Source organism: Robertmurraya sp. (assembly GCF_036676585.1).
In the GTDB taxonomy this organism is placed as follows: Bacteria; Bacillota; Bacilli; order Bacillales; family Cytobacillaceae; genus Robertmurraya_A.
The window spans coordinates 1-12,030 of the sequence record NZ_JAKFCQ010000023.1; the positions used below are offsets into that span (position 1 = coordinate 1).

Annotated in this window: 13 protein-coding genes and 2 other annotated features; of the genes, 11 read left to right on the forward strand and 2 right to left on the reverse strand. The window is 37.5% G+C overall.

Going from position 1 to position 12,030, the window contains the following annotated elements; all coding sequences use genetic code 11:
* A partial coding sequence (gene bcbE, locus ACGLXV_RS01620) for a bacillibactin exporter BcbE (RefSeq protein WP_391557241.1) occupies positions 1–1,202 on the reverse strand: 1,202 nt, incomplete at its 3' end.
* Between the two features lie 187 nt (positions 1,203–1,389).
* On the opposite strand from bcbE, the gene ACGLXV_RS01625 reads away from it, so the two are divergent.
* From ACGLXV_RS01625 to ACGLXV_RS01675, 11 genes are all read left to right on the forward strand, one after another.
* On the forward strand, positions 1,390–2,031 hold the full coding sequence (locus tag ACGLXV_RS01625) for an MOSC domain-containing protein (protein WP_391557258.1): 642 nt from the start codon (positions 1,390–1,392) through the stop codon (positions 2,029–2,031).
* Between the two features lie 75 nt (positions 2,032–2,106).
* Positions 2,107–2,360: a binding site (T-box leader), on the forward strand.
* 31 nt (positions 2,361–2,391) lie between these two features.
* Positions 2,392–2,602, forward strand: a binding site (T-box leader).
* Between the two features lie 53 nt (positions 2,603–2,655).
* A complete protein-coding gene (gene trpE / locus ACGLXV_RS01630) occupies positions 2,656–4,044 on the forward strand; it encodes an anthranilate synthase component I (RefSeq protein WP_391557242.1) in 1,389 nt (462 codons plus the stop codon).
* The gene (locus ACGLXV_RS01635; RefSeq protein WP_119708768.1) at positions 4,041–4,652 is read left to right on the forward strand and encodes an anthranilate synthase component II; all 612 of its coding nucleotides are present in this window, start codon (positions 4,041–4,043) and stop codon (positions 4,650–4,652) included. The genes trpE and ACGLXV_RS01635 overlap by 4 nt, the downstream gene beginning before the upstream one ends.
* Entirely contained in the window at positions 4,624–5,652 is a 1,029-nt protein-coding gene (gene trpD / locus ACGLXV_RS01640; protein WP_391557243.1) for an anthranilate phosphoribosyltransferase, read from the forward strand. The genes ACGLXV_RS01635 and trpD overlap by 29 nt, the downstream gene beginning before the upstream one ends.
* 2 nt (positions 5,653–5,654) lie before the next feature.
* Positions 5,655–6,443 carry an indole-3-glycerol phosphate synthase TrpC gene (gene trpC / locus ACGLXV_RS01645; protein ID WP_391557244.1) on the forward strand — a complete coding sequence of 263 codons (789 nt, stop codon included), beginning with the start codon at positions 5,655–5,657 and terminating at the stop codon, positions 6,441–6,443.
* Positions 6,440–7,063, forward strand: coding sequence for a phosphoribosylanthranilate isomerase (locus tag ACGLXV_RS01650; RefSeq protein WP_391557245.1), 624 nt, complete (start codon positions 6,440–6,442; stop codon positions 7,061–7,063). Before trpC ends, ACGLXV_RS01650 begins: the two co-directional genes overlap by 4 nt.
* On the forward strand, positions 7,060–8,259 hold the full coding sequence (gene trpB, locus ACGLXV_RS01655; RefSeq protein WP_119708764.1) for a tryptophan synthase subunit beta: 1,200 nt from the start codon (positions 7,060–7,062) through the stop codon (positions 8,257–8,259). Before ACGLXV_RS01650 ends, trpB begins: the two co-directional genes overlap by 4 nt.
* Positions 8,260–8,261: 2 nt before the next feature.
* Positions 8,262–9,044, forward strand: a complete 783-nt coding sequence (gene trpA / locus ACGLXV_RS01660) for a tryptophan synthase subunit alpha (protein WP_119708763.1) — start codon at positions 8,262–8,264, stop codon at positions 9,042–9,044.
* 74 nt (positions 9,045–9,118) lie between these two features.
* Positions 9,119–9,910 (forward strand): MBL fold metallo-hydrolase, encoded by a 792-nt coding sequence (locus tag ACGLXV_RS01665; RefSeq protein ID WP_240390586.1) that lies wholly within the window; start codon positions 9,119–9,121, stop codon positions 9,908–9,910.
* 59 nt (positions 9,911–9,969) lie between these two features.
* Positions 9,970–10,575, forward strand: coding sequence for a sporulation-specific diadenylate cyclase CdaS (gene cdaS / locus ACGLXV_RS01670; RefSeq protein WP_391557246.1), 606 nt, complete (start codon positions 9,970–9,972; stop codon positions 10,573–10,575).
* 77 nt (positions 10,576–10,652) lie between these two features.
* Positions 10,653–11,753 (forward strand): AI-2E family transporter, encoded by a 1,101-nt coding sequence (locus ACGLXV_RS01675; RefSeq protein WP_391557247.1) that lies wholly within the window; start codon positions 10,653–10,655, stop codon positions 11,751–11,753.
* 62 nt (positions 11,754–11,815) lie between these two features.
* Here the strand turns inward: ACGLXV_RS01675 and ACGLXV_RS01680 are convergent, their stop codons facing one another.
* A complete protein-coding gene (locus tag ACGLXV_RS01680) occupies positions 11,816–11,917 on the reverse strand; it encodes a YjcZ family sporulation protein (RefSeq protein WP_391557248.1) in 102 nt (33 codons plus the stop codon).
* Positions 11,918–12,030 lie beyond the last annotated feature (113 nt).

Sequence of the window (12,030 nt, forward strand, 5' to 3'; positions counted from 1 at the left end):
CCAGCTAGTATATAAAATAGGGAACTTTGCAGATGTTTTTGAAGAATTGCCATAATAGGTGGTCCCGCTGCTACACCAATGAATCTCATTGAACTGTAGATAGAGGAAATCGTGCCTCTCTCCTCCATCTCGATTCCTTCTGTAATGAACGCATCTAAGCAAGGAAGTCCAACGCCTATTCCAATGCCACCGATGGTAAACATTGATATCATAAACCATAAATTATCAGAAAAGCTTAGAGAAGCCGTACTAATCACCAGTAAAACGATTCCAACAAACGTAATCCATTTCATCAAAACTTTATTTTCCTTAATCATTTTACCTGTTATATACGAAGCAAGGCATAGTGCTCCGAGTGGGATTGTTAAAAACAATCCTTTTTTTACATCTTTAATATTATACTGTTTCTCCAATATATCTGAGAGGTAAAATAGTATTCCAAATAAAACAAACATGAGAATAACTCCAACAATAAATACGGTGTAGAGCCAACGGCCATCTTGAATAAAGATTTTCTTCACCTTTTGGAAAAACTTTTTAAATGGAATTGGTTCGGTTCTCTTTTTCGGATTTTGAACGAGAAAGAGAGTTAAAAGAATAGATATGATACAAAATGCAGGGATAGCCCAGAATGGGAGATGCCAGAAAAAACTTGCTAAAAAAGCACCAAGGATAGGGCTTAATACTTTCCCCAAAGTGTTTGATGTTTCAATCACTCCAAGAGAGCTACTAACCTCTTCCTCACTTTTAAACATATCTCCAATCAGAGGCATAACAATAGGGAAGGCACCTGCTGCACCAACACCTTGCAGAGCCCTACCAATTAGAATAATCCAGTAAGGATCAGCCATCTTCCAAGAGGCCCATCCAGAAATAAGCCCCCCGATACCTGCAATGAATAGACTTGGAATTATCACCTTTTTTCTCCCGATATGGTCAGAAAGATAGCCGGCGATTGGGATCAGTAATATAGCAACAATTGAATAAACGGTAATAATCATACTTGTTTGGAAGGGAGAAATATTAATTTTCTTTTCCATAACGGGAAGTACCGGTATCAGCATGGAGTTACCAAGTGTCATAACGAGAGGAATAGATGATAAAGAAAGCACCGCCCATCTTTGATTATGGTGTTTACCATCACCCTTCTTTTTGTTTTCCTTATATTTTTTCCCGTTTCTAGATTTATAAGAATTTGACATTTCGACCCGCCTTCATTCATTTTTTATAAGAAAGGGACCTTTTCACCTAATTAGGTGATTACTCGCATAACTATAATATGGACCTAACAATCAAAACTCATGAGTTTTTTTCATTACATAAAAATGGATTTTCCAAACATTGTAGGCTAAAATATGTATCATCATATGAAGTGTATGGGGTGACATGATGGGAGAAATAATAACGCTTAGTGTTGGTAAGCCGAAAACTTTTATGTGGAAAGGGAAAAACGAAAGCTCAGGAATTGGAAAAGAAAAGATTTCTGTAGCCGAGTTAACAAAAGATGGCTTTGTAGGAGATGGTGTTGCAAGTTTAGAGTACCATGGGGGACCAGAGCGGGCCGTATGCGTTTATTCTTTTGAACATTATAAGCAATGGGAAAAGGAGTTTGGTGTAAAGCTTTCCCCACCAGCCCTAGGAGAAAACCTTTGTGTAACAGGTATGCTTGAAGAGGATGTTTACATAGGAGATGTATACTCCCTTGGGAATGCAGTTGTTCAAGTCACACAAGGTCGTGTTCCTTGCTCCAAAATTTCAAAGTTCAATGATATAGATCTCTTTTTAAAAAGAATTGTCGAGACAAACTATACTGGTTATTTCTTTAAGGTGCTGCAGGAAGGAACCGTACACAATGAAGGGAAGCTTGAATTGTTAGAAAGGACCCAAGAAAAAGTTTCTATCCTTTACGCCAATCAAATTTTTCTTCATGATAAGAAAAATAGAGAGGGTTTAAAAGACTTATTACAAGTTAATGAATTGGCACATGTGTGGAGAGAGAATGTAGAAAAACTGTTAGCAAAAACAGTTTAATTTCATTTTTAAAAATTTTCAGTTTTTATTGTTGACTTTTTTAGGTAAATCTTATATGATAATAAACAATTAAAGACTACGGCGTTGATGAAGAGTAGTACCTTTTACAGAAACTTTAGAGAGCTGATGGTTGGTGCAAATCAGTGTGGAAGTATTAGGGAATGGACTTCGGAGCCTCCAAACCGAACCTTTATAGTAGTAGGCCTTGGCGAAAGTCTCATCGTTACAAGAGACAGATATTTGTTGCTTCTTGGTAAGCAAAGATATCTGTAAAGTGAGCTAATAAATTTAGCTAATAAAGGTGGCACCACGGGTTTCTCGTCCTTTTTCAGGAGAGAAGCCCTTTTTGTATTTCATAAAAGAAAATCGTCGATTAAGAGTAGTAAGCCAAGTTTGTTTGACACAGAGAGTCGGGATTGCTGAGAACCGATCAAACCCTTGGCTGAATGGACTTATGAGAGTGGTCTTGAACGTGGAGTAGGGACCAACGGAATTCCACCGTTACAAGGAACTTAAGGGAGCATGTATGCTCTGAACCTGAGGTGGCACCACGATGATAATCGTCCTCTATACGTAGATATATACGTATAGGGGACTTTTTTTATTTATAAGGAGGGAAAAACCATGAACGCCAATGTTCAAAACATTATTATTGAAGAAATTCTTGGTGATACGTTAACACCCATTTCTATATTTCAGCGACTCAAAGGTGTGAAGAAATGTTTATTAGAAAGCTCGTTAAAGCACGAGCACTCAGGCAGATATTCCTTTATAGCAGCTAATCCTGCAGTGGAGCTAAAGGGCAGCGGAAATAACACGATACTTATAAAAAAACAAATCAGTGAAACCCTCAGAGCTAACCCTCTAGAGGTGCTGAAAAAGATTGTACCGAATATTGAAAATGACTTCATGAAAGAAATCCCTTTTATTGGTGGAGCTGCAGGTTTTGTAAGCTATGACATCGTTCGTTATTACGAGGAAATCGGTGAAATACCGAGAGACGAAATGATCATCCCAGAAGTTCATTTTCTATTATTTGAAACAATCGTTGTTTTTGACCATTTGACTCAAAAGGTTTTCATAGTTGGGATTCCGATCATCGAACAATCTTCTCTGGAGGATATAAAAGATTTGGTCGAAGAAACAAAAAATCAGATTTTGAACGAAAGGGAAGAAGCACCTTCACCAGTTTCCATTTCTTCCTATGAAGCGTCAATCTCAAAAGAAGAGTTCATTGACAGAGTGAAAAAAGCAAAGGAGTACATTGTAGAAGGTGATATATTCCAAGTCGTCCTTTCCCAAAGGATGAGAGCAACAATACAGGGTGATCCATTTTCATTTTATCGTAAACTTAGAGTTCAAAATCCTTCTCCTTATATGTATTATTTTGATTTTGAAGATTATGTGGTTGCAGGGGCATCACCGGAAAGCTTGATGAAAGCAGTCGGGGAAACGGTCTACACGAATCCAATTGCAGGAACAAGGCCAAGAGGGAAAACTCCGGAGGAAGATGAGCAACTGAGTGTGGAATTGATTCAAGATGAAAAAGAATTAGCTGAGCATCGAATGCTTGTTGACCTTGGTCGAAATGATTTAGGTAGAGTTTGTGAATTTGGTAGTGTGCAGATCAGCAAGTACATGGATATCGAGAAATACAAGCATGTCATGCATATTGTGTCAGAAGTAAAAGGAACGTTGTTGAGCAGTTATCATCCAATCGATGCATTGATTGCATGCCTACCGGCAGGTACCGTTTCTGGAGCACCAAAAATTCGGGCGATGGAAATCATAAACGAACTTGAGGATGTCAAGAGGGGCATTTACTCAGGAGCAGTCGGTTATTACTCTGCTAACGGAAATATCGACTTTGCTCTTGCTATTCGAACAATGGTGGTTAAGGATTCCAAGGCATATATCCAAGCTGGGGCAGGAATTGTGTATGATTCGGTTCCAGAAAAAGAATACGAAGAAACCATTCACAAAATGAAAGCTTTCTTGGAGGTTGAAAAATGATTTTACTAATTGATAATTATGATTCCTTTACCTTCAATCTATATCAATATTTAGGAGAACTGGGAGAACAAATAGTAGTAAAAAGAAATGATAGTCTCACAGTAGAAGACATTATTGAGCTATCTCCAAAAGCAATTGTGATTTCTCCAGGACCAGGACGCCCTGAACAAGCTGGGATATGTATTGAAGTCATTCAACAGTTATACACAAAGATCCCAATCCTTGGCATATGTTTAGGACATCAGGCAATTGGTCATGCCTTTGGCGCGACGGTCTCAAAAGCAAAAGAAATTATGCACGGGAAAATTTCGAAGATTTCTCATGAGAAGACAGAGCTTTTTAAAGAATTTGAAGAACCTTTGGAGGTAATGAGATATCATTCCCTTGTTATTGAAAAAGGGACACTTCCAAACACGATACAAGTACTTGCTACTTCCATTGATGATGGCGAGATTATGGCGATTAAACACAAAGAGGCACCTTTATATGGGTTTCAATTTCATCCTGAATCAGTAGGGACAGAAAGTGGAAAAAACCTAATTCAAGCATTCCTAACATCAATTGGAGAGGAGTTTCTAAATGAGAGAGTATCTACAAAAACTGTCTGAAAACAAGTCATTGTCGCAAATAGAGATGAAAGATGCAGTAAGGAAAATTTTTTCCGACGAAGTAACTGATAGTGAAATTGCTGCATTTCTTATCGGATTGAAGACAAAGGGAGAAACGGTGGAGGAAATTGCTGGTTTAGTTCAGGCAGTTCGGGAAAAATCACTCACCTTTACCAAAAAAGTGGAGAATGTAATGGATAATTGTGGAACAGGTGGGGATGGTTCGAAAAGCTTCAATGTAAGCACTACCTCTGCATTTGTTATTGCTGGCGCTGGTATTCCAGTTGCAAAGCATGGAAACAGAAGTATCTCTAGTAAAACAGGAAGTGCTGATGTTCTAGAGTATTTAGGTATTAATTTAACCTTAACCCCTGAAGAAGCAGAAGAATGTTTAGAAGATGTTGGGATTAGCTTTTTATTTGCTCCACACGTACATCCGAAAATAAAAAACATTATGAAAGTGAGAAGAGAGTTAAAAATACCAACGATATTTAACTTAATTGGACCATTAACAAATCCAATGGAACTTGATTATCAATTACTAGGAATATATAGAAGAGATTTGCTTCAGACCTTTGGTGAGGTTCTTCATACCCTAGGAAGAAAAAGGGCTGTTGTAATTAACGGTGCAGGATTTATGGATGAAGCATCGTTACAAGGGGAAAATCATTTAATCATTGTTGATAACGGTTCGATTTCAGAAAAGATAATTACCCCTGAAGAGGTTGGTTTATCTTCTTACCCTAACGAAGCAATTATCGGTGGAAATGCCATGAGAAATGGGGAAATTTTATTATCTGTTCTGAATGGAGAAAAAGGAGCCTGCCGAGATACCGTGTTGTTCAATGCAGGGATTGGGATTTATGCAAGTGGAAAAGCGAATTCCATTGTAGAAGGGATCGCAAAAGCAAAAGAGAGTATTGATTGCGGTTCGGCGAAACAGAAGCTTGAAAGTCTAATTACAAAAGGGAAAAAATTCAAAAAGGAAGGAGTCGTGTAAGTATGGAGACGATTCTTGACAGGATTATTGCTGAGAAACAGAAGGAAGTACTTATTTTAAAAGAACAACCAGTGTTAAAGGAAGTTGACAGGAAGCATGTGTCTTTTATTCAAAAGTTACAACAAGCGGAAGAAGTGAAAATTATTGCAGAGTTCAAAAGAGCATCTCCCTCCAAAGGACCAATTAATTTAGAATGTGATCCGTCTGAACAGACACTACAATATGTTCAAGCAGGTGCCGATGCAGTAAGTGTTTTGACAGATCGTACTTTCTTTAAAGGAGATTTCCGAGACTTGGAAGAAGTGAGAAAGACGATCACGGCACCTATTCTTTGCAAAGATTTTATTATTGATCCTATTCAAATTGATTACGCAAAGCATGCGGGTGCTAATCTTATTTTGTTAATAGCTGCTGCGTTAGATTTAGAGACTTTGCATTCGTTATATCATTACGCCACTAGCAAAGGTCTTGAGGTACTCATGGAGGTACACAATGAGGCAGAATTAGAAAAAGTGTTAACTACTGAAAACGTCTTAATCGGTGTAAACAATCGGAACTTAAAAACATTTGAAGTCGATTTAGCAACAACAGAAAGATTAGCCTCTAAAATTATTCAGTCCAATAGATATTTAATAAGTGAGAGTGGTATCGCAACTACAGAGGATGTAAGAAGAGTGGTTGAGGCTGGTGCTTCAGGTATTTTAGTAGGTGAAACGTTTATGAGGCATGAAAAGCCGGAAGAAGCATTACGGTCGATGAAGCTTCCGTTAAGAAGGGTGGCTTCTAATTGAAAGTAAAAATATGTGGAATTACCGACATACATGCAGCAAAGGTTGCTGTAGAAGCAGGAGCAGATGCAATTGGTTTTGTTTTTGCAGAAAGCAAACGAAAGGTAACGATTGAACAAGCAAAAACCATTATTGACACCCTTCCAGCTCATGTATTAAAAGTTGGTGTGTTTGTAAATGAGAATGTAGATACCATCAAAGATATAGTTGAAAAAACAGGATTAACAGTGGTTCAGCTTCATGGAGATGAAAATCCTGATGTTTGTAAAAAATTTTCAGTACCAGTGATCAAGGCATTAGGTGTATCATCAAAGAAGGATTGTGAGAAAATTCAGGAATATCCATGTGAATATATTCTTTTAGATAGTCCTAAAGGAAAATACCGAGGTGGTAACGGGGAGACGTTTCCATGGGAGGTTGTGGACTCAATGGCTATAAAAGGGAAGAAGCTTATCGTAGCAGGTGGGCTTAATATCAATAATGTCTCGTTAGCTATTCAGTCACTTCAGCCATATATGGTTGATGTTAGTAGTGGAGTGGAGACGAACGGCAAAAAGGATGATGAGAAAATGATTCATTTTCTTAAGAAAGTGAAAATGGGAACAGGGGAGATTTGTAAATGACGACATATGTAATGCCGGATGAAAAAGGCCATTTTGGTATATACGGTGGTAGATTTGTACCAGAAACGTTAATGCAAGCAGTTTTAGAGCTAGGCAAGGCTTATGAGGAAGCAAAAAATGATGAAAGCTTCCAACAGGATCTAGCCTACTTACTAAAAGAGTATGTAGGGAGAGAAACACCTTTATATTTTGCTGAAAATTTATCCAAGCATGCGAAAGGTGCAAAAATCTATTTAAAGAGAGAGGATTTAAACCATACAGGCGCTCATAAAATTAATAACACGGTCGGTCAAGCGCTGTTAGCAGTTAGAATGGGAAAAAAGAAAATTGTTGCTGAAACCGGTGCTGGTCAGCATGGGGTAGCTACTGCGACGGTTTGTGCTTTATTAAATCTGGAATGCGTTATATTTATGGGAGAGGAAGATATTAAAAGACAGCAACTGAATGTGTTTCGAATGGAGTTACTAGGTGCAAAGGTTGTATCTGTTACCTCTGGAAGCCGAACGCTGAAGGATGCATGTAACGAAGCACTGCGCTATTGGGTTTCAAATGTGACAGATACTCACTATATTTTAGGATCTGTAATGGGACCACACCCTTTTCCGATGATGGTAAGAGATTTTCAAAGTGTGATCGGAAAGGAAACGAAGCAGCAATATAATGAGAAATTTGATAAAAATCCAGAAGCAATTGTAGCTTGTATTGGTGGTGGGAGCAACTCGATGGGGATGTTTTATCCATTTATTGAGGATAGTGAAGTACAGCTAATAGGTGTAGAAGCTGCTGGTCATGGTGTAGATACGGAGCAGCACGCAGCTTCACTAACAAAAGGAAAGCCAGGAGTATTACACGGTGCTCTTATGTATTTGTTACAGGATGATGCTGGGCAAATTCAAGAGGCTCATTCCATTTCTGCTGGTTTAGATTATCCTGGAGTTGGGCCAGAACATAGTTACTTAAAAGATATCGGAAGAGTACAGTACGAAAGCATTACTGATCATGAAGCATTAGAAGCATTAAAATTGTTGTGTAGGCTTGAAGGAATTATTCCTGCTCTTGAAAGCGCACATGCAGTAGCATATGCCATAAAACATGCGAAAACAATGACAGAAAATGAGTCCATTGTTGTCTGTCTTTCAGGTCGTGGAGATAAAGATGTACAAACTATTCAAGCAAATATGAAGGAGGCATTGTAATAATGAATCGCATTGAAAAGGCGTTCCATAGCCTAAAAGAGAACAATAGGAAGGCATTTGTGCCGTATCTGATGGCAGGGGACGGAGGATTAGATCAGTTAATGGACCAATTGATCTTTTTAGAAAATTGCGGAGCAACGGCAATAGAAATTGGAATTCCCTTTTCAGATCCAGTAGCAGATGGACCAGCTATTCAAGAAGCTGGGATTCGAGCATTACAATCGGGTACAACCTTAAAGGAAGTATTGTCAGCGATTCAAACCATACGTCCAATTGTATCAACCCCACTTATTCTAATGACTTATATGAACCCGATTTATGCTTACGGAATTGGTTCGTTTATTCATGACGCGGTTAAGGCTGGAATAGACGGCTGTATTATTCCTGACTTGCCTATTGAAGAGGAAGAATTAATTGCTCCTCACTTACAAGATGCAAATATTGAGTTAATACGTCTTGTTACATTAACAAGCCCACTTGAAAGAATAGAAGAAATCGCAAAGAAAGGTCGAGGTTTCTTATATGCGGTCACAGTTACAGGAATAACAGGTGCTCGTACAGAATTTAATAATAGTGTTTCCGAATACTTAAAGGATATAAAGAGCGTAAGTCCTATCCCAGTGCTTGCTGGATTTGGGATATCCACTCCTGAACAGGTGGTTGAATTAGGTTCTTACTGCGATGGAGTGGTTGTTGGCAGTAAAATTGTCCAATACTTCCATGAAAAGAAATTAACTGAAATTGAGCATTTAGTTCAAGCATCCAAAACTGCAGACGTATCATAAAAAATTGTAATCAATCTCCTAACATGAATATAGTGAAACTACCACATCCTAATCATGTTAGGAGGTGAATGAACTTGGATGCAAGAAGAAATAAGATAACGCAAGACATCTTCGGCTATCGTACAGCTATTGCAAATATAGCACTAGTAGGTGGATGTGGAGCTGAGGGAAACGATTGGATTTTAATTGATGCAGGCGTCCCTTTCTCAGGAAGTTATATTAAACATTTTACTGAACAAGTATTAGGTGATGGTAAGAAACCAATTGCAACCGTCTTGACGCATGCTCATTTTGACCATGTTGGTGGTCTTTCCTACTTATTAAATGAATGGCAGGTACCTGTATATATTCATGAGCAGGAACAAGAGTATGTAACAGGTAAAAAAGATTATCCACCACCACATCCGTTCATAGAAAAAGGGCTTATGGCATTGTTATCACCTCTTTATCCAAGAAAAGCGATTAATATTCAGCAATATATACGGTTGCTTCCAACAGATGGTTCCATTCCGGAAATGCCTGGTTGGAACTGGATTCATACACCTGGACACACAGAAGGCCATATTTCATTGTTTCGTGAAAAGGACCGTGTCGTAATCGCGGGTGACGCACTGATTACCGTGAAGCAGGAGTCGGCATTAGCTGTTTTAACGCAAAAGAAAGAGATTCATGCTCCACCAGCATATTTTACTCAAGATTGGGATCAGTCTTTTGATTCGATAAAGAAAATACAGAACCTTAACCCTACGCTCATTTATACTGGCCATGGAAAGCCAATGGAGGGGAGAGAACTGAAAAAAGGTCTGGATTTACTGATACAACGTTTCGAAAGAGAAATGGTGGGGAATGAAAAATATGTGCATTAAAAGTTAGCCTTAGTAATAATTACTAGGGCGTCTCTTATTTCACTAATATGTTGTAGGAGGTGGGAAAGTTGTATGAACAAAAACGATTTCAACAGGATGTAAAGCTTATGTTGTCTACCATACAGGAGAAAACAAAATCAATTCAAGACACTATTTCTGAAGAAGATTGTTGTATTCTTTCTGAGTTCGATCTTTTACTTAAGCTGGTTTCTGACGCTCAAACTGTTGCATCCTCTTATTATTTAGAATCATACTTATCACCATATACAACGGAGTACAACCAAATTGCAAAGGCTGCATCCAAACTTTCAGAAAAAAGGCACGGAGCATTAATTGTTGTTGAAAGAAAGCAGCCATTAACAGAAATTCTACACAACGGAGTCATAATCGGTGCGAAATTCAGTCAAACTCTTCTAGAAACCATATTTTATCCTGGGAACCCATTGCATGATGGGGCTGTTCTAATTCAAAATGATTTTATTCACTCAGCAGGAAATATTTTACCTGTAAGTAATCAAACGCTTCAAAGTAAAAAGCTCGGCACTAGGCATAGAGCGGCATTGGGATTATCTGAGTTAACAGACGCTATAATGATTGTAGTTTCAGAGGAGACGGGTCGCATTACATTTGCCATTAATGGAAATTTACATGTAGTAAAAACATAAGTTAGAAAAGTTTGGCATTTATTTCATTTCCTGTTATCATCAAATATATATCTATATCTATTATGGGGAAGTGTAAAATGTCATTAACAAATAAAAAATGGTTTCAGGCGATGATCGCTATTATCTTCATACTAATTATTTCTTTATTAGTTAGAGAAAATGCCTTCTTATTTCAACCTCTCATCGTATTGCTACAGACGATATTTTTGCCATTTGTAGTTGCAGGAATATTATTTTACCTATGCAGGCCTCTAATATTTTGGTTGGTGAAGAAAAAGGTTCCAAAATGGATGGCAATTCTTTCTGCGTATTTAGCTATTACACTAGTCTTTTATGGCTTCATACGGTTGATTGGACCAATCATCTCTGATCAATTAGACCTTTTTATCAACAATGTACCAAGCATGGTTACTTCGGTTGTTGACGGAATTAAATATATACAAGAAAATCGTGATACATTTCCTGAATTTATTCAAGAGGCTATAATTGATGGAAGCAATCAGCTGGAGACACAAATTAAAAACAATACCGGTAATATTGCCAATGGAATTTTTTCTATCTTTGGATTTATTGGAGGATTTATTAATACCATTTTCTATTTGGTGCTAGTTCCATTTATCCTGTTTTATATGTTAAAGGATAGCAACAATTTTGCACCAAGAGTGGCAAGTTTCTTTAAAAAGGATTTACAACAAGATGTATTACAAATCTTAAAAGAAACAGATAGAACCATCTCTACATACATTCAAGGGCAATTAATCGTAAGCTTATGTGTTGGAATCTTACTATATATTGGATATTTAATTATTGGACTTGATTATTCATTAGTTTTAGCACTGTTTGCAATGTTAATGAATGTCATACCTTTTTTAGGGCCATTTTTAGCTGTAATTCCTGCCCTTTTTGTTGCGTTATTTCAAGATCCCATCATGCTCGTCTATGTTGCCATCATAACAGTGATTGCTCAACAAGTAGAAGGCAATGTCATCTCGCCCCAAGTAATGGGGAAAAGCTTGAATATTCATCCTTTAACGATTATTGTTCTGATTTTAACCGCAGGAAATTTAATGGGGTTGTTGGGGATTATTTTTGTTATCCCGGTGTATTCAATAGTTAAAGTACTGGTTACACATGTAATTAAAATTTATAGATTAAATAACAAAGACCTTGCTTCATAAGTAGAAGCAAGGCTTTTTGTTAGAAGCAAACCAGTTAAGCAAAGGTATTTTTTAGTTAATTATTAGTTGTTAAAATAAGAAGCACCGACAATGATCAACAAGATAAACAATACAACAAGTAGAGCAAATCCGTTGTTAAATCCTCCGTTATAGCTTTCGCCCATTCTTTTCACCTCCACTTAAAAAGTGAACAGCTTGTATTACTGTCTATTTATCCTATGAAGAAAAGGTCATGGTGGTTGGACAAGTAACCTAGGTCAAACGCACTTTTTTGTTT

Bases quoted from the DNA above. Each gene is read 5' to 3' on its own strand.
- ACGLXV_RS01625 (WP_391557258.1), top strand. From the start codon at position 1,390: ATGGGAGAAATAATAACGCTTAGTGTTGGTAAGCCGAAAACTTTTATG.
- trpE (WP_391557242.1), top strand. From the start codon at position 2,656: ATGAACGCCAATGTTCAAAACATTATTATTGAAGAAATTCTTGGTGAT.
- ACGLXV_RS01635 (WP_119708768.1), top strand. From the start codon at position 4,041: ATGATTTTACTAATTGATAATTATGATTCCTTTACCTTCAATCTATAT.
- trpD (WP_391557243.1), top strand. From the start codon at position 4,624: ATGAGAGAGTATCTACAAAAACTGTCTGAAAACAAGTCATTGTCGCAA.
- trpC (WP_391557244.1), top strand. From the start codon at position 5,655: ATGGAGACGATTCTTGACAGGATTATTGCTGAGAAACAGAAGGAAGTA.
- trpB (WP_119708764.1), top strand. From the start codon at position 7,060: ATGACGACATATGTAATGCCGGATGAAAAAGGCCATTTTGGTATATAC.
- trpA (WP_119708763.1), top strand. From the start codon at position 8,262: ATGAATCGCATTGAAAAGGCGTTCCATAGCCTAAAAGAGAACAATAGG.
- ACGLXV_RS01675 (WP_391557247.1), top strand. From the start codon at position 10,653: ATGTCATTAACAAATAAAAAATGGTTTCAGGCGATGATCGCTATTATC.
- ACGLXV_RS01680 (WP_391557248.1), bottom strand. From the start codon at position 11,917: ATGGGCGAAAGCTATAACGGAGGATTTAACAACGGATTTGCTCTACTT.